Here is an 18092-nt window from a genome sequence, read left to right as displayed (position 1 = left end):
TTAACAAAAAATTTATTCTTTGTCAACATCCTCATGTTACACAAAAGTGTTAGCAGTTATATACCTGCAAGATGTTTTTTTTTCCCTTTTTCCCATCATTTTAGGTCCAAAACCTGATCCAATATTCCGTGGGGGAAGTCGAGAAGTTTTGGCAAGTTTTGATGCGGTTGCCCTGATTTGGGGGTGTGAAGTTTGCCTATGATGAAAAGTTTTCGTAACTTTGCAACGCAATAAAGTGTACCCTTAGTTGCGCCGACAGTCGCGTTTTTGCGAAACTGGGTGTAAATAAGGAGGTTGTATGTTATATTATAATGGATTCACAGATAGCTGATGCTATTATCTCAATGTGATGCGGCGATGTCCCTGCGTGTAAAAAGGGGGATAGGCGTTGCGTTATCGTTGTGCAGTGAATGCATGTTGACGAGAAAATAATAAAAAAAGTATACATTAATTATGGATTTATCAGTATTCGGTATTCAAAGTACGACCTTGGCCGTTACGGCAGCGCTTGCTGGCGTCCTGTTGACGGCTGCTGGCTTGATTATCGCGTGGTTAATAGGACCACGCAGTTACACCGAGAAGAAAGGCGAACCCTACGAGTGCGGTATTCCCACTCGCGGTGATTCAATGGCACAGTTCCACGTGGGTTACTATCTGTTTGCCATCCTGTTCTTGATGTTTGACGTCGAGACAGTGTTCTTGTTCCCCTGGGCAGTTATCTGCCGTGCGTTAGGTCCTAACGCGCTTGTAGCAGTGGGCACGTTCTTGGTAATTTTGGCATTAGGTCTTGCTTATGCATGGAAGAAAGGAGCGTTGAGATGGAAGTGAAAATCAAAAACATGAAGCATGAGGACTTCAAGGACAATCAGTATATCGACAAGCTGGTTGAGGAGTTGCGTGCCTCAGGAACAAATATTGTAGTGGGCAAGCTTAATGACCTCATGAACTGGAGCATCAGCAACTCACTGTGGCCGTTCTGTTTCGGTACCAGTTGCTGTGCGATTGAGTTCATGTGCCTGGGAGCAGCCCGTTATGACATGGCGCGTTATGGTTTTGAGGTAGCGCGCAACTCACCCCGCCAGGCCGATTATATCATGTGCCAGGGCACAATCACCTATCGCATGGCTCCCGTGCTGAAACGCCTCTACGAGCAGATGGCCGAGCCCAAGTATGTGATTGCGTGCGGCAGCTGCACCGTGAGCGGCGGTCCGTTTACTAGCAGTTACTGCGTGGTGAAGGGTGTGGATACTATCATTCCCGTTGACGTTTATATTCCCGGTTGCCCTCCTCGTCCCGAGGCATTCTTCTATGGCTTGATGCAGTTGCAGCGCAAGATCAAGCTGCAGAAGTACTTTGGCGGCGTGAACCGCAAGGAGAAGGTGAGCGACGAGCTCAAGCTCAAGTATATGGGCGGAGAGAAGAAATAAGACAAAGTTAATCTACCTGACAACTCATTATAATTATATATGGCAGATACAAAAGACAAAATAAGCGCATTGTGCGCTCAATCACAGTTTGACACCGAGGGCGAGTTCCTGCTGGTGACTGTCGATGACGCGCAATGGCATGCTCTGGCTCAGGCCCTAAAGGAGCAACTGCACTTTGACTACCTCACCGCGGTGGTGGGTATGGACTGGAAGGATTCGCTGGGTTGCGTTTACTACCTGACCAACACCGACACACAGGAGATTATACACGTGAAGGTGTCAACCTCCGACCGCCAGAACCCCATGCTACACAGCGTGAGCGACTTGTGGGCCGTGGCAAACTACCAAGAGCGTGAGGTCTATGACTTCTTCGGCATCGTGTTTATCAATCACCCCGACATGCGCCGTTTCTTCTTGCGCAATGACTGGGTGGGCTACCCCTTGCGCAAGGATTATGACGCTAGCGAGGAGAAGAACCCCCTTCGCCTTACCGACGAGGAAAACGAGGACTACACCTGCAAGTGGGTGGAGGACAAGAACGGCAAGGTGAAGAAAGTGGAAGGCAAGGTGTTTGAAGACGATGAATACGTGATCAATGTGGGTCCGCAGCACCCTTCTACTCACGGTGTGATGCGTTACCGCGTGTCGCTCGACGGTGAGATCGTGAAGAAGGTGGATGTGGTTTCGGGTTACATTCACCGTGGCATCGAGAAGATATGTGAAGGACTTGCCTATCCCTCGACGCTGCTCTATCCCGAGCGTATGGACTACATGGCTGCTCACATGAACCGCCACTGCTTGTGCCTGTGCATTGAGAAGGCTATGGGCATCGAGGTACCTTATCGTGCCGAACTCATCCGCTTGATGATGGACGAGCTCATGCGCCTGTCGTCGCACTTGTTGAGCTATGGTTGCTTGACCATGGACCAGGGTGCTACCACAGCGTTCTTCTACGGATTCCGCGAGCGCGAGCTCATCTATGATATCTTTGACCGCACTTGCGGTGGCCGCATGTCGATGAGTTACAGCACCATAGGTGGTGTAGTTGCTGATGTTCACGAGGACTTCATCAAGGATGTGCGCCACGCATGCGATACTATCGAGAAGAATCTCAAGGAGTATCACAAGCTGTTCACTGGCAATGTGATTGCAGTGGGCCGTATGAAGGGCGTGGGCATCTTGTCGAAGGAAGATGCAATCAGCTATGCTATCACAGGACCTTCGGCTCGTGCTACCGGTCTTCACTGCGACGTGCGCAAGACACAGCCCTATTCGCTCTACAATGAGTTTGACTTTGATGAGGTGACTTATACCGAGGGCGACAGTATGGCTCGCTACATGGTGCGCATGGACGAGATGGTGCAGTCAATCAAGATATTGCGTCAAGCCTGTGATAAGCTTGAGGCATGCGAGGGCAATGAGTTCTGCGCTAAGGTGCCTAAGGTGATTAAGCTGCCCGCAGGTCACTGGTACCAGCAGGTAGAGGCCAGCCGCGGTGCTTATGGCGTGTATCTGGAGAGCGACGGCGACCCCAAGCCTTTCCAGAAACCTTACCGCATGCACTTCCAGACACCATGCTTCAATCTGGTGGGTATCGTGGATCTCACTTGTCGTGACAACATGATTGCCGACTTGATCACAATCACAGCATCAATCGACTATGTGATCCCCGACATAGACCGTTAACGTGAATATATAACTAGATTATTACACATTTATAATAATTAAAGAATATGTTTGACTTTAAAATAGTCACTGACTGGCTTAACAATGCACTCAACAGTGTGATGCCCGAATGGCTCACCGTCACTGTGGAGTGCTTGATCGTAGCAGTGTTCCTCCTGGCCGCCTACGCAATCCTTGCAATGATCTACATCATGTATGAGCGCTGGGTGTGCGCGTGGATCCAGTGTCGCATCGGTCCCCGCCGCGTGGGTCCGTTCGGTTTGCTCCAGATCTTTGCCGACGTGTTTAAAATCTTGCAGAAGGAGGTTATCACCCTGTGGTCAACCGACAAGTTCCTCCACAAGCTGGCTCCTTACCTGGTGCTCGTGGCTTCGCTTCTCACCTTTGCATGTATGCCTTGGGGCAAGGGCTGGCAGCTTATTGACTTCAACATAGGAGTATTCTTCATCATCGCTGTTTCTTCAATAGGCGTGCTGGGTATCTTGCTCGCAGGTTGGTCAAGCAATAGCAAGTATTCGCTGATAGGCGCGATGCGTAGTGGTGCGCAGATGATCAGTTACGAGCTTAGTGTAGGCCTGTCGGTGCTCACAGTTGTGTGCCTTGCAGGTACAATGAATATCACAGAGATCATCAACGGCCAGGAAGACATGTGGTTCTTGTTTAAGGGTCATGTTCCTGCCTTCATCGCATTTATCATCTACATCATTGCTGCTAACGCCGAGAATAACCGTGGTCCGTTTGACCTTCCTGAGGCAGAGCATGAGCTCACAGCAGGTTATCACACAGAGTATTCAGGTATCCACTATGGTTACTTCTATCTTGCTGAGTACCTGAATCTTTTCATTGTGTCGGGTATTGCTGCAATGCTGTTTTTGGGTGGCTGGATGCCCTTCCATGTTCCTGGACTGACCGCGTTTAACACTGTGATGGACTATATTCCCACACCGCTGTGGTTCCTGGGTAAGGCATTCTTCTTGACATTTGTGTTCATCTGGATACGCTGGTCATTCCCCCGCGTGCGCATCGACCAGATGCTGGCACTTGAGTGGCGTTACCTCATGCCCATAGGATTGTTTAACCTTGTGGTGATGGCAGTGATGGTAGCCTTTGGGTGGCACTTCTGAAATATATAGAGAAGTTAATAGTGAAATAACATAAATAAGAAATTCATTTAAATATTTTCGTGATTATGGCAGATAATTATGGAAAAATCACACAGGTAATCGGTCCTGTTGTCGATATCGCATTTGAAGGCGAGGGTGCTAGTCGTCCTGCAATCTACACTGCCCTCAGTGTAGAGCGTCCCGACGGCGACAACCTCATTCTCGAGGTAGAGCAGCACATAGGCGAGAACACCGTGCGTTGCGTGGCGATGGACAGTACCGATGGCTTGCAACGTGGTGCTAAGGTTTTGAACCTTGGTCGTCCCATTTCGGTTCCCACAGGCGAACAGGTGAAAGGTCGTCTCCTTAACGTGATTGGTCAGCCCATTGACCACTTGAAAGCGCTGGAGGAAGGCGCACGCCGTGCTATCCACCAGCCAGCTCCTGCGTTTGCCGACTTGTCGATCTCACAGGAGATTCTTTACACAGGTATCAAGGTTATTGACTTGATTGAGCCCTTCAGCAAGGGTGGTAAGATTGGTCTGTTTGGAGGTGCTGGTGTGGGCAAGACAGTGCTCATCATGGAGCTTATCCACAACATTGCGCATGGTCACAATGGATTCTCGGTGTTCACTGGCGTGGGCGAGCGCACCCGTGAGGGTAACGACCTGCTGCGTGAGATGATCGAGAGCGGCGTTGTGAAGTATGGCGACAAGTTTAAGGAAGGTATGGCGCGCGGCGAGTGGAATCTGCAGGACGTGGATATGAACGCTGTGCAACAGTCACAGGCTACACTGGTGTTTGGCCAGATGAACGAGCCTCCTGGAGCACGTCTGCGTGTAGCCTTGTCGGGTCTTACAGTGGCAGAGCAGTTCCGCGATCAGGATGGCGGTGGTAAAGACATCCTCCTGTTCATGGACAATATCTTCCGCTTCACTCAGGCTGGTAGCGAGGTGTCGGCACTTCTTGGTCGTATGCCTAGTGCGGTGGGTTATCAGCCCACGCTTGCCAGTGAGATGGGTAAGCTGCAAGAGCGCATTACCTCAACTAAGAGCGGTAGTATCACATCGGTACAGGCGGTGTATGTGCCAGCCGATGACCTTACCGACCCTGCGCCTGCAACCACCTTCAACTTCCTGGATGCAACTTGTGTGCTTAGTCGTAAGATTGCCGAGCTGGGTATCTATCCTGCTGTTGATCCTCTGGCTTCTACTTCACGCATTATGGATCCGCACATCATCGGAGAGGAGCACTATGACGTGGCACAGCGTGTGATACACTTGCTGCAGAAGTATAACGAGCTTCAGGATATCATCGCCATCCTCGGTGTTGATGAGTTGAGTGATGAGGATAAGTTGGTAGTATCTCGTGCACGTCGTGCGCAGCGATTCTTGTCGCAGCCGTTCTTCGTTGCAGAGCAGTTCACTGGTCTGCCTGGTGTGATGGTACCTCTGAACGAGACCATTCGTGGCTTCAAGATGATTCTCGACGGTGAGGTGGATTACCTGCCCGAACAGGCATTCTTGAGTGTGGGTACTATCGACGAGGCTATTGAGAAGGGTAAGAAACTTCTTGCCGAGGTATAAACCACATTTAGAAACAAAAAACTGCATGGCAGCTGTTGCAGGCTGTTGTGCTTAAATGATAACAAACTATGACACTAAAGATTATATCGGCTGACCAAATTGAGTTTGAAGGCGTTGTCCAGTGTGTGACATTGCCTGGTGTTGAGGGCTTGTTTCAAGTGCTCGATAATCATGCCGCTCTCATGGCAGCGCTCAAGGCTGGTGCGGTGACATATATCACCGAGCAGGGCGAGAGTAAGCGCGAAATCAAGGGCGGTGTGGCTGATATTAAGAACAATGTGGTGTCGGTGTGTATTTATTAACGTGTTATGAAGAAAGTAGTATCAGCAATAATTGCTCTGGTAATCGTGGGCCTCATGGTACTGGGTTACATGGGTGCGGCCGAACACTCTCGTCACGAGGGCGGTGAGGCCAAGGCTATAGACCCGAAGGAGGTTATCTTCGAGCACCTGGGCGATGCCTATGGTTGGGAGCTTCCCTTTAACCATAGCACACGCCTGCCGTTGCCCATTATCGTGAAGGGCGGCGATGGCTGGCATTGCTTCATGTCGTCGCGTGTGACTGGCGGGGAGACCTATGAAGGTTTCTGCCTTGCTAAGGAAGGCGACAACAAGGGCAAGGTGGTGCAAGTGGCTGCCGATGGCACAGAGACTCGTCCTCTGGACTTATCTATCACGAAGAATGCCGCCGGTATCTTCATTGCCGCTTTTATCGTGCTGTGCATGGTGCTGTCGCTAGCCAAGTGGTATCGCTGCAATGGCTTGAAGGCGCCTCGCCGCACGCTGGGCATGCTGGAGTTTGTGATTGACTTTGTGTACACCGACACGATACGTCCCATCATGGGTAAGGATGCTCCCAAGTATGCTTCTTACCTGCTCACTGTGTTCTTCTTTATCTTGACGATGAACCTGCTGGGACTGATGGTGATATTCCCTGGTGGTGCCAATCTCACTGGCAATCTTGCCGTGACTATGGTACTAGCCCTGTGTACATTTGCAGTGATTACATTCACTGGTAACCGTGAGTACTGGAAAGAAATCTTCTGGCCCGATGTACCCCTGGGCTTGAAGTGTCCCGTGCCCATGATGCCTCTTATTGAGATTTTGGGTATGTTTACCAAGCCAGTGGCCCTGATGATTCGTCTGTTTGCCAACATGATGGGTGGTCACATGGTGGTGCTCGTGCTCATGTTGCTCATTTTTATCTTCACTGGTCTTTTTGGAGCAGTCGTGGGTGGTGCTACAGCAGTGTTTTCAATGCTGTTCACCTTGTTCATGCTACTTCTAGACACGCTAGTGAGTTTCATCCAGGCATACGTGTTCACAATGCTATCGGCAATCTTTATCTCTATGGCACATCCTGAACATCACCACGGATGATAAATTGTAAAAAAATTAAATAACAAAAATAATAACAAACTAAAAAATTAAGACTATGTTAGGAATGATTTTAGCAGATGCTATGGCCAACGTTGGCGCAGCTCTGGGTGCAGGTATTGCAGCAATCGGTGCAGGTATCGGTATTGGTAAAATTGGTGCTTCGGCAATGGAGTCAATCGCTCGCCAGCCCGAGTCGGCAAGTGACATTCGTAGTAACATGATTGTGATTGCCGCTCTTATCGAGGGTGTTGCATTCGTGGCTCTGATTGTTTGCTTCCTTGCAATCTTTATCCAATAATTCAGTTTTCAAGGCGTAATTCTGCTTTATGGAACTATTCAAACTTGAATTTGGTCTGGTCTTTTGGATGTTTGTGGCATTCTTGTGCCTCTATTTCATCCTGGCGAAGTGGGCATGGCCTTTCATCATCAAATCGATGGAAGAGCGAGCCGACTTGATAGACAAGGGTGTGGCTTATGCCCAGGAGGCAAAGTCACAGCTCGACAACGCCAAGGCCGAAGCCGACAAGTTAGTTGCTGAGGCACGATCGCAGCAGGCCGATATCTTGCGTGACGCAAACAAGATGCGCAACCAGATTATCTCAGATGCCCGCGGTGAAGCAACCGTAGAGGCAAAGAAGGTGGCCGAAGCTGCCCAGCTGTCAATAGAGCAGGCTCGTAAAGAGAGCGAGAAACAACTGCGCCAAGAGGTGAGCGAAATCGCACTTCAAATCGCAGAGAAGGTGTTGCGCTCTAATGTGAGCAATGACAAAGCCCAGCAAGAACTGGTCGAGAAATATTTGAATGAGGTTGAGACTAAAAATTAACGCATTATGAATGACGGACTTATCCCCAGCCGATATGCCAAGGCGCTCTATAAGTTATCGATAGAGACAGGAGAATGCGACGAGATTTATGAGCAGATGCGTGCTCTGAGCGGTCGCAACACGGCTATCGACGAACTCAAGCGCGTGATGCGTAACCCATATATCCCCAACGAGGACAAGGGTCGCGTGATGCTGCTTGCTGCCGGTGCCAAGCCCGGGAGTTCGCTCGAGAAATTCATAATGCTGATTATTAGGAACAACCGTGCCGAATTTTTGCGTAAGATCGCTCTATCCTATGTTGCACTCTATCGCGAGAAGCACAACATAGCCGAGGTTATCGTTACCACGGCTGCCCAGCTGTCCGAGAAAGAGATGCAAGCAATCATTGATGTGGTGAAGAAGCAGCTTCAGGGCTACACATTTGAAGTGGTCTCGGAGATTAACCCCGACCTGATAGGTGGTTTCACCGTGCAGGTGGGTGACGTGCTTCTCGATGCATCGGTGAAGAATGAATTAAAGAATTTGCGTTTAAAACTCCTAAGTTAAAGCGAGATGATAAACCCAAGCGAAATTAGTGATATTTTAAAACAACAACTCAGCGACATCGAGCGCAGCGTGTCATTTGAAGAAGTGGGCACCGTGCTTGAGGTGGGCGACGGAGTGGCTCACGTCTATGGTCTTGACAATGTGGAGGCCAACGAGCTCGTGGAATTCGAGAACGGCGTGACAGGCGTTGCAATGAACCTCGAGGAGAGCGATGTGGGTGTGATTCTGCTCAACGAAGTGGATTCAATCGCTGAGAATATGAAGGTGAAGCGCACAGGCGAGATTGCTTCAATCCAGGTGGGTGAAGGACTGCTGGGTCGCGTTGTCAATGTCCTTGCCGAGCCTATCGACGGCCGTGGCAACATTGAAGGCGAGCGCCTGCGTCTGCCCTTGGAGCGCAAGGCTCCCGGCGTTATCTTCCGCCAGCCCGTGAACCAGCCCTTGCAGACTGGCCTCAAGGCTATCGACTCGATGATACCCATAGGCCGCGGTCAGCGTGAGCTCATCATCGGCGACCGCCAGATTGGTAAGACTGCTATTGCAATCGATACAATCATCAACCAGAAGGCTAACTACGAGGCAGGCAAGCCCGTGTATTGCATCTATGTGGCTATCGGCCAGAAGGCATCTACCGTAGCTGCACTTGTAAACAAACTCACTGAACAGGGCGCAATGCCTTATACTGTAGTGGTAGCTGCTACAGCAGCCGACTCGGCTTCAATGCGATACTACGCACCCTTTGCAGGTGCTGCCATCGGTGAGTATTTCCGCGACACCGGCCGCGATGCCCTCGTGATTTATGATGACTTGTCGAAGCATGCTGTTGCTTATCGTGAGATCTCACTCATCCTCAAGCGTCCCTCGGGTCGTGAGGCATATCCTGGTGATATCTTCTACTTGCATAGCCGCTTGCTCGAGCGTGCAGCAAAGATTAATGACAACCAGGACGTAGCATCAGTGATGAACGACCTTCCCGCGGTGCTGAAACCCATTGTGAAGGGAGGCGGTTCGCTCACAGCTCTTCCCATCATTGAGACCCAGGCAGGCGACGTGAGTGCATATATCCCCACCAATGTGATTTCAATTACCGACGGCCAGATATATCTGGAGAGCTCGCTGTTTAATGCTGGTGTGCGTCCTGCTGTGAATGTGGGTATCTCGGTGTCGCGTGTGGGTGGTAATGCACAGATTAAGTGCATGAAGAAGGTTGCTGGTACACTCAAGATTGCTCAGGCGCAGTATCGTGAGCTTGAGGCGTTCACCAAGTTTGGTGGCGACATCGATCCCGTGACTGCCCGCACCATTGATACAGGCCGCAAGAACGAGCGTCTGCTCGTGCAGGCACAGTATGAGCCCATGCTGGTAGAGGAACAGGTTGCAATCATCTACTGTGGCGTGAACGGACTGTTGCAGAAGGTACCTATTGAGAGTGTTGCCGAGTTTGAGAAGTTGTTCATCCAGTACCTGCGTGCTAAGCACCAGCATGATGTGCTAGACGTGCTGCGCTCAGGCAAGATTGACGATGACGTTACCGATAAGATACGTGCTGCTGCACAAACTGTTGCTAGCAAGTATTGATTATTCTTTTAAAGGTGGGCTAGAGTACAATAGAACTAAAGCCTGCCAATAGATAACCCTCGCTACTGCGTGTCTCGCCTCATGACGGGCACGCAGATGGCGGCAGGGGTAGTGTACGGAGTGCTTAATTGCCTGCGGTACACCCTTTAAACAATAATTTGATCAAGTTTTGCATATATGTCAAATATCGCCGAGCATCGGTAAGTCGCGTACTTTTAGCACGCCTTACTCAATGGTTCATTACCGAGGGTTACGTTCGCTTCGCTCACTTCACCTCCGGTTATCGATAGTCGCACTTTGTGCGACCACGCACCTATCGGCGCGATGAGTACTTTATTTATGTGCGAGATAGTAAATAGCAGCTTGCGAAACTTGAATAATTTGATGTATATCTACCTGATATGTCAACATTAAGAGAACTCAAGAGCCGCATTGGCTCGGTCGCTTCGACCCAAAAGACAACCAGCGCGATGAAGATGATTTCATCGGCCAAGATGCGCAAGGCTACAAGCCAGTTGCAACGCTTGTCGCCCTATCGCGACATGGTTCAGCACGTGATTAGCCACTTGCTGGTAACAGACCAGGAATTTAACTCACCTCTCATAGCCGAGCGCGATGTGAAGAGCGTGGCGCTGGTAGTATTCGGTAGTGATGACGGCCTGTGCGGTGCTTTCAATATTAACATATTCAAGCAGTTGCTTGCCACTATTGACGAAGTGCGGAAGCAACATGGCAATGGTGTGAAGGTGACAATCGTGCCAGTGGGCAAGAAGCTCACCAAGGCATCGCTCAAGATTAAGGCTGAAGACCTTGATGTGGCACCGTGCGAACTTAACACGCGCAGTGGTAGTGACGACTTGCATGACTTTACCGACATGCTCAAGACACGTTTCCTCAACAAGGACTTTGACTGTGTGGAGTTGCTCTACATGCACTTCAAGTCGACCAGCAAGCAGGTGTTCATGCGTGAGCAGTTGCTTCCTGTGAGATATGAGAGCCTGTCGGAGGGCGTTGATACTGGTGCTGCCAACAGCATGTGCCTCTTTGAGCCCGATGCAGCCGCTATATTTAACAGCGTGCTGCCGCTTCATGTGCGTGCCATGGTGCAAGAGGTGTTTACCGAGAGCAGCGCCAGCGAGCAGTCGGCTCGCGTGATGGCGATGCAGACGGCAAGCGACAACGCCGGCGAGCTGCTGGAGGCTTTGAACCTCGAGTACAACAAGCTGCGCCAGCAGGGCATCACCACCGAGCTGCTTGACATCCTGGGAGGCCAGGTGAAGCGTTAACTAGACGCACCAGCGGGCCCGGCATGAGCCACAAGGCTATGCGTCGGTATCCCGCCACTGGATTAGAAAAATAAATAAAAACAGATATTGACTATTAAACTTACTTATGAACGTTAAGGAGTATTTCGTAGGTCTTTTTAAAGGCATGCACAGCCTGATAAAGGGCATGGAAGTTACTGGTAAGGAACTCTTGACTCCTAAGGTGACCGAGCAGTACCCTGAAAACAGGGCAACGCTCAAGATCCCTGACAGGTTTAGAGCCACCCTGCAGTTTATCTATGACGAGCAGGGCAACCACAAATGTATTGCATGTAAGTCATGCGAGCGCAACTGTCCCAATGGCACCATAAAGATAACCACGCGCATGGTTGATCTGCCCAACGGGAAGAAGAAAATGAAACTTGACAAGTATGTCTATGACCTGGGCAGCTGCACCTTCTGCGGCCTGTGTGCGACATCTTGTCCTACAAGCGCTATTGAGTTTAGCAACGATTTTGAGCAAGCGGTGTTCACACGCGAGTCGCTGGTGAAGCAGTTGAACTATCTCCCTGAGAAGGACGAGCCAGTTCCCGCGGCAGCACCTGCCCCCGCACAGCCCAAGGCCAGCGAGGAGAAGCTTGCTGCGCCTGCTGCTACTGCTACTAACGAAAATAAAGAAAATCAATAAAGATGGAAGTAGGAAATATTATCATGTATTTCGTAATTGCTCTTGCAATTATCGTATTTTCGGTACTTACTGTCACAACCCGCAAGATTTTGCGTTCGGCAACTTATCTGCTGTTTGTCCTTTTTGCAACTGCGTTGCTGTATTTCCAGCTGGACTATGAGTTCTTGGGCGCAGTACAGATTGCAGTGTATGCCGGTGGCATCGTAGTGCTGTTTGTGTTTTCAATTCTGCTTACCCACAAGCCAGGCGAGAAGTCTGACGCCATTGCAACTCACCGTCGCTGGCTAGGCCTGAGCGCGTCGTTGCTTGGAGTGGGTGCTTGCGGTTATGCATTGTTTAGCCAAGAGGGCTTCTGCACAAAGTTGCTCGAGGAGACCAAGTCGCTCGACATTGCGCAGATAGGTAATTTCCTGCTGAGCTCTGACAAGTATGGCTACTTGCTGCCGTTCGAGGCAGTGAGTGTGCTCTTGCTGGCATGTATCATAGGTGGTGTCGTAATAGCCCGTCGCCGTTAATAAAGAAAGGAGAGATTAAGACTATGGACTTGACTTTGTTAATGTATCTGGTGCCCAGCCTCATCATGTTTGGCTGCGGTGTCTATGGGTTTCTCACCCGCAAGAATATGATTGCGATCATGATATCGCTGGAGTTGATGCTCAACTCGGTGGATATCAACTTCGTTGTGTTTAACCGTTATTTGTTCCCCCTGTCAAACGAGGGTATGTTCTTCACGCTGTTTGCCATAGCCATCGCTGCCGCCGAGACTGCGCTTGCCCTGGCTATCATCATCAATGTGTTCCGTGCGTTGAAGAATGTGGACATCACTGAAATCAATAAATTGAAATTCTAAAAGATTATGCCACTTAATTTAAGTATAGCAGTTGTTGCAATTCCCCTGTTCATGTTCTTCTTCTTGGGACTGGCAGGCGTGAAAATGAGCAGAAAACTCACTGGTGTGCTGGGAGTGCTGGGCATGCTGGTGACTACTGTGCTGGCCTATGGCGTTGCCTTCACCTATTTCTTTGGCACTGGTGACGGTCAGGTTACTGCCGAGGGTGTCCGCCAGGCAGTGATCGTGTGGAACCCCGACTGGTTGGCTTTTACCCCGACGCTTGTAGCCCGCATGGGTATCGCCCTTGACCCCATTGCAGCGATGATGCTGGTAGTGATCACCACTATCTCGCTCATGGTGCATCTCTACAGTTTGGGTTACATGAGTGACCACCACGGCAACCCCGAGAAGGGTTTCCAGCGTTTCTATGCCGACCTCGCGTTGTTCACATTCTCAATGCTGGGCCTGGTTGTAGCCACTAACTTGTTCCAGATTTTCATCTTCTTTGAGATGGTGGGTGTATCATCTTACCTTCTCATCGGTTTTTATTTCCATTCACCCGCGGCAATCCATGCATCAAAGAAGGCGTTCATCGTTACCCGCCTTGCCGACTTGTTCTTCCTGCTGGGTATCATGATCTTGAGCTACTACACCGGTACATTCGACTTCTTCAACCAGAATGGCATGGTGGGAATGACCGACAGCATGGATGCTGCAAAAGCTGCCATAGGCAGTGCAGGGGCACAGACCTTCATGGGTTGCTCGGTAATGGCATGGGCGTTGACATTCATCTTCATCGGCGGTGCTGGTAAGAGTGCGATGTATCCTTTGCACATCTGGCTTCCCGATGCGATGGAAGGTCCCACCCCCGTGTCGGCCCTGATTCACGCCGCTACCATGGTTGTGGCTGGTGTGTTTCTGGTGGCACGTCTGTTCCCCCTCTATGTGATTGAGCAGGGCGCGATGGACATCATCTGTGTTGTGGGTGCGTTCACTGCATTCTACGCAGCGGCTATCGCATGTGTGCAGAGCGACATCAAGCGTGCGCTTGCGTTCTCAACCATCTCTCAAATTGCGTTCATGATGACCTCACTCGCCGTTAGCTCGGCCGACAACGGTCTCATCGAGATTCACGAGGGTTATGGCCTGGGTTACATGGCATCAATGTTCCACTTGTTCACTCACGCGATGTTCAAGGCGTTGCTCTTCTTGTGTGCCGGTGCTATCATCCACGCAGTGCACAGCAACGAGAACAAGGACATGCACGGCTTGCACAAGTACATGCCCATCACCAGCTTTGCATTCCTCATTGGCTGTCTTGCCATTGCCGGTATTCCTCCTTTCGCAGGATTCTGGAGTAAGGACGAGATTCTCGTGGCATGCTACGAGAAAGGCCTCGGCTGGGGTCTCTGGATGTCGGCTGTTGCAGGTATGACCGCCTTCTACATGTTCCGCATCTATTTCCTCATCTTCCACTGGAAAGAGCACAAAGTGCACACCGAGCACAAGCCTGCCGACCAGGTGTGGACGATGACACTTCCCTTGATTATTCTCTCGGTAGTGTCGATAGTTGCCGGTTTCGTTCCTATGCACGACCTCGTGACTTGGGATGGCAAGGAGCTGCACACACAGCTCAACTGGGTGGTTGCTGGTTCGAGCGTTGCAATCGCATGTGTGGGCATAGGTCTTGCTTATGTAATGTATTTCAAGGAGAATCCTCTCCCCAGCAAGATGAAGAACTCGATGAACGGCCTGTGGACAGCGGCTTACCACCGTTTCTACATGGACGAGCTCTATCAGTTCATTACCCACAAGGTAATCTTCAAGGCTATATGTGTACCCATCGCATGGTTTGACCGCAAGTTTATCGATGGTTTCATGAACATGCTTGCCGACGTGACCAACCGCGCTGCTTATGGCGTGCGCCGCATGCAGAGTGGCAGCATTCAGAGTTATGTATATGTTTACATCATGGGTGCATTGCTCATCGCTGTTGTGAGCATCGTGTGTGTGTTAATGTAATGTCCAACGGCTAAAATTCTAGAAGATTATGCAGATATTTGATAATATATTGATTTATTTCGTCATAGTACCGCTGCTCACGTTGCTGGGCTTGGCACTGTGCAATAACAAGAGTATCAAGGCAATCAGAGCCGTTGCGGTTACAGGCGCAAGTGTGCTAGTGGCACTGGCTTCTTATCTGGTTTACCTGTTCCTGCAGGCGCGTGGCGCTGGCGACACCAGCGAGATGCTGTTGCAGAGCAGTATATCTTGGTATGCTCCCCTCAACATCAACCTCGCACTGGGTGTTGATGGTGTGTCGGTAGTGATGATTCTCCTCTCGGCATTCATCGTCTTTGCAGGAGTGTTCGCTTCATGGAAGATCAATCCGCTGCCCAAGCAGTTCTTCCTGTGGTTCTTCCTGCTGTCGATAGGTGTATTCGGTTTCTTCATCTCAATCGACCTGTTCACAATGTTCATGTTCTATGAGGTCGCTCTCATTCCCATGTACCTTCTCATCGGTGTGTGGGGCAGCGGCAACAAGAACTACAGCGCAATGAAGCTCACGCTCATGCTCATGGGCGGCTCGGCATTCCTGATGCTTGCGCTCATAGGCATCTATTTCCATTCGTCAACCGACGGTCACTTGACAATGAACCTGCTCGAGATTGCCAAGAACAATGCAGTGCCCCACGACTGGCAGCTGTATCTGTTCCCCATGGCATTTGTGGGATTCGGTGTGCTGGGTGCAATGTTCCCCTTCCACACATGGTCGCCCGACGGTCACGCAAGTGCCCCCACAGCAGTGTCGATGCTTCATGCCGGCGTGTTGATGAAACTAGGTGGTTACGGTTGCTTCCGCATCGCCATCTACCTGATGCCCTACGCTGCTAGCGAGCTGGGTTGGATTTTCCTCACCCTCACCGGCATCAGCATCGTGTATGGTGCATTCAGCGCATGTGTTCAGACCGACCTCAAGTATATCAATGCTTATTCATCGGTGAGCCACTGCGGCATGGTGCTCTTCGCCATCCTCATGTTTAACCAGACAGCGATGACCGGTGCCGTGATGCAGATGCTCTCGCACGGTCTGATGACAGCGTTGTTCTTTGCCTTGATTGGTATGATCTATGGCCGCACCCACACTCGCGACATTCGTGAGATGGGCGGTATGATGCACATCATGCCTTACCTGGGCGTGGGTTATGTGATCGCAGGTCTTGCATCGCTCGGTCTTCCCGGCCTCAGCGGTTTTGCAGCCGAGATGACAATCTTCATCGGTTCGTTCCAGCATGGCGACATGTTCCACCGCGTTCTCACCATTGCAGGTGCAAGCTCTATCGTCATCACTGCGGTTTACATCCTGCGTGTTGTGGGTAAGCTGCTCTTTGGCGCTGTTCAGAATGAACATCACCGCGAACTCACCGACGCAAGTTGGGAGGAGCGTCTGTCAACAGCCGTTCTCATGGTGTGTGTGGCAGCAATCGGTTGCTTCCCCAATTTCTTCATCAACATCATTTATGACAGCTTTGCTCCCGTTGTTGATGCCCTTAAGGTGTTCATGTAATTGAAGCGTTGAACTATAAAAACTTGATAATACAGATATGGATTATTCTCAATTTATACAGATGCCGCAAGAGCTTGGCCTGCTGGTAGTGTTCTTGCTAGTGTTTATCTATGACGTTTTTATGCCTCAGCGCAGTCAGCGTGCACTCCCGGTGTTCACTACCGTGCTGTTTGCAATATACACAGCGTTGTGCTTTGTACCTTGCTGCGCTTGCAGCTGCCTCACCAGCTGTGGCGGCAGCCTGTTTGGCGGGATGATAGAGTGTAACGGCACCACATGGGCGATGAAGAACATCCTCAATGTGGGTATGCTCCTGGTGCTGCTTCAGGCAGGCAAGTGGTCTAATAGCGAATATGTGAGCGTGCGCCGCGGTGAGTTCTACGAGTTGTTGCTCCTCACGCTGTTCGGCATGTTCCTGATGATATCGGGCCGTCACTTCCTGATCTTTGTGATCGGTCTTGAGACAGCTTCGCTTCCCATCGCTGCTCTTGCAGCGTTCGAAAAGAACCGTTACGAGAGCCGTGAGGCTGCTGCCAAGTATGTGTTCACAGCAATCTTCTCAAGCGCAATATTCCTGCTGGGTATTTCGTTTGTATATGGTATTGCAGGCACCCTCTACTTCGACGGCATTGCCAAGGATGTGATCAACAACCACAGCGCTCTGCTCATCGTGGCAATCGCATTTGTTATCTCTGGTGTGGCGTTCAAGCTGTCGCTCGTTCCCTTCCACCAGTGGACTGCCGACGTATATCAAGGCGCTCCCACAGCAGTGACATCTTACCTGTCGGTAATCAGCAAGGGTGCTGCTGCTTATTCGTTCCTCATCATCCTGGTTCAGGTGTTTGGCTCGGCTTACGCCGAGGTGTGGGAGTGGATGCTCTATGCAATCATTATTCTCACTATCACCATCGGTAACCTCTTTGCAATGCGCCAGCGCAATCTCAAGCGTTTCCTTGCTTACTCATCAATCTCACAGGCCGGCTACATCATGCTGGGTGTGATTGCAGTGAACACGCTGGGTATGGCTTCGATGATGTACTATGTTCTCGTTTACGTGTTCTCTAACCTTGCAGCATTTGGTGTGATTGCTGCTATCGAGCGTCAGACCGGCAAGGTGACAACCGACGACTACAATGGTCTGTTCAAGACCAATCCCTGGCTTGCATTCACTATGATGCTCGCGATGTTCTCGCTGGGTGGTATTCCTCCCTTCGCAGGATTCTTCAGCAAGTTCTTCATCTTCGTGGGTGCATGCAAGCAGGGCAGCGTGGCTATCTACGTGCTCGTGTTCATCGCGCTTGTCAACACTATCATCTCGCTCTACTACTACCTGCTGGTGGTAAAGGCGATGTTTATCCGTCAGGACGAGTGTGCAGTGCCTGCTATCAAGAGTTCTTGCGGTGAGCGCACAAGCATGATCCTGTGTGCTCTTGGCATTATTCTCATTGGTCTTGCAAGCTGCATCTACATGGGTCTTGAGGAACTTACTTCAAGCGTGAGTGTGATGTTTGCGTTGGTGTAATTGAATTTACTCAATAGAAACTGCGACGCCCGGGCCTGGTTGCCCGGGCGTTTTTTCTTTGAGGAGTTGAGAGGGGAGAGTTGAGAGG

General features: G+C 50.6%; 18 protein-coding genes. All 18 read left to right on the top strand.

The genetic code is table 11. The annotated features are described in order from the left end of the window. Window positions 1–453: 453 nt before the first annotated feature. The 18 genes from ACKI3C_RS00150 to ACKI3C_RS00065 all read left to right on the top strand — a co-directional run bounded on the left by ACKI3C_RS00150 (window position 454) and on the right by ACKI3C_RS00065 (window position 18004). A complete protein-coding gene (locus ACKI3C_RS00150; protein ID WP_407400974.1) occupies window positions 454–828 on the top strand; it encodes an NADH-quinone oxidoreductase subunit A in 375 nt (124 codons plus the stop codon). After that, entirely contained in the window at window positions 819–1427 is a 609-nt protein-coding gene (locus tag ACKI3C_RS00145; RefSeq protein ID WP_407400975.1) for an NADH-quinone oxidoreductase subunit B, read from the top strand. The genes ACKI3C_RS00150 and ACKI3C_RS00145 overlap by 10 nt, the downstream gene beginning before the upstream one ends. A 39-nt stretch (window positions 1428–1466) precedes the next feature. Next, window positions 1467–3113, top strand: a complete 1647-nt coding sequence (locus ACKI3C_RS00140; RefSeq protein WP_407400973.1) for an NADH-quinone oxidoreductase subunit D — start codon at window positions 1467–1469, stop codon at window positions 3111–3113. Window positions 3114–3160: 47 nt separating this feature from the next. Beyond that, window positions 3161–4237 (top strand): NADH-quinone oxidoreductase subunit NuoH, encoded by a 1077-nt coding sequence (gene nuoH / locus ACKI3C_RS00135; protein WP_407400972.1) that lies wholly within the window; start codon window positions 3161–3163, stop codon window positions 4235–4237. A 65-nt stretch (window positions 4238–4302) separates the two neighbouring features. Further along, the gene (atpD, locus tag ACKI3C_RS00130) at window positions 4303–5802 is read left to right on the top strand and encodes a F0F1 ATP synthase subunit beta (RefSeq protein WP_407400971.1); all 1500 of its coding nucleotides are present in this window, start codon (window positions 4303–4305) and stop codon (window positions 5800–5802) included. A gap of 68 nt (window positions 5803–5870) precedes the next feature. Further along, window positions 5871–6104: a F0F1 ATP synthase subunit epsilon gene (locus ACKI3C_RS00125; RefSeq protein ID WP_407400970.1), complete on the top strand. Its 234-nt coding sequence runs from the start codon at window positions 5871–5873 to the stop codon at window positions 6102–6104. Between the two features lie 6 nt (window positions 6105–6110). Then, window positions 6111–7181, top strand: a complete 1071-nt coding sequence (gene atpB / locus ACKI3C_RS00120) for a F0F1 ATP synthase subunit A (protein ID WP_407400969.1) — start codon at window positions 6111–6113, stop codon at window positions 7179–7181. Window positions 7182–7236: 55 nt separating this feature from the next. Further along, the gene (gene atpE, locus ACKI3C_RS00115; protein WP_407400968.1) at window positions 7237–7479 is read left to right on the top strand and encodes an ATP synthase F0 subunit C; all 243 of its coding nucleotides are present in this window, start codon (window positions 7237–7239) and stop codon (window positions 7477–7479) included. 28 nt (window positions 7480–7507) lie between these two features. Beyond that, entirely contained in the window at window positions 7508–8005 is a 498-nt protein-coding gene (gene atpF / locus ACKI3C_RS00110; RefSeq protein WP_407400967.1) for a F0F1 ATP synthase subunit B, read from the top strand. A gap of 6 nt (window positions 8006–8011) precedes the next feature. Then, on the top strand, window positions 8012–8551 hold the full coding sequence (atpH, locus tag ACKI3C_RS00105; protein WP_407400966.1) for an ATP synthase F1 subunit delta: 540 nt from the start codon (window positions 8012–8014) through the stop codon (window positions 8549–8551). A gap of 6 nt (window positions 8552–8557) precedes the next feature. Continuing rightward, window positions 8558–10129 (top strand): F0F1 ATP synthase subunit alpha, encoded by a 1572-nt coding sequence (atpA, locus tag ACKI3C_RS00100; RefSeq protein ID WP_407400965.1) that lies wholly within the window; start codon window positions 8558–8560, stop codon window positions 10127–10129. Window positions 10130–10530: 401 nt separating this feature from the next. Further along, entirely contained in the window at window positions 10531–11415 is an 885-nt protein-coding gene (gene atpG / locus ACKI3C_RS00095; RefSeq protein WP_407400964.1) for an ATP synthase F1 subunit gamma, read from the top strand. A gap of 106 nt (window positions 11416–11521) precedes the next feature. Then, window positions 11522–12082: a NuoI/complex I 23 kDa subunit family protein gene (locus ACKI3C_RS00090; RefSeq protein ID WP_407400963.1), complete on the top strand. Its 561-nt coding sequence runs from the start codon at window positions 11522–11524 to the stop codon at window positions 12080–12082. Window positions 12083–12084: 2 nt separating this feature from the next. Then, entirely contained in the window at window positions 12085–12597 is a 513-nt protein-coding gene (locus ACKI3C_RS00085; RefSeq protein WP_407400962.1) for an NADH-quinone oxidoreductase subunit J, read from the top strand. A 23-nt stretch (window positions 12598–12620) separates the two neighbouring features. After that, complete coding sequence (nuoK, locus tag ACKI3C_RS00080) at window positions 12621–12932, top strand: NADH-quinone oxidoreductase subunit NuoK (protein ID WP_407400961.1); 312 nt, start codon at window positions 12621–12623, stop codon at window positions 12930–12932. Between the two features lie 6 nt (window positions 12933–12938). Then, window positions 12939–14936, top strand: coding sequence for an NADH-quinone oxidoreductase subunit L (nuoL, locus tag ACKI3C_RS00075; RefSeq protein WP_407400960.1), 1998 nt, complete (start codon window positions 12939–12941; stop codon window positions 14934–14936). Window positions 14937–14964: 28 nt separating this feature from the next. Further along, complete coding sequence (locus ACKI3C_RS00070; RefSeq protein WP_407400959.1) at window positions 14965–16482, top strand: NuoM family protein; 1518 nt, start codon at window positions 14965–14967, stop codon at window positions 16480–16482. Between the two features lie 37 nt (window positions 16483–16519). After that, the gene (locus ACKI3C_RS00065) at window positions 16520–18004 is read left to right on the top strand and encodes an NADH-quinone oxidoreductase subunit N (protein WP_407400958.1); all 1485 of its coding nucleotides are present in this window, start codon (window positions 16520–16522) and stop codon (window positions 18002–18004) included. Window positions 18005–18092: the final 88 nt, after the last annotated feature.

The organism is Sodaliphilus sp. (assembly GCF_045598405.1).
GTDB classification, from domain to species: domain Bacteria; phylum Bacteroidota; class Bacteroidia; order Bacteroidales; family Muribaculaceae; genus Sodaliphilus; species Sodaliphilus limicaballi.
Note: the sequence above shows the minus strand (reverse complement) of the source record. Positions and strands in the feature narration are given on the sequence as shown.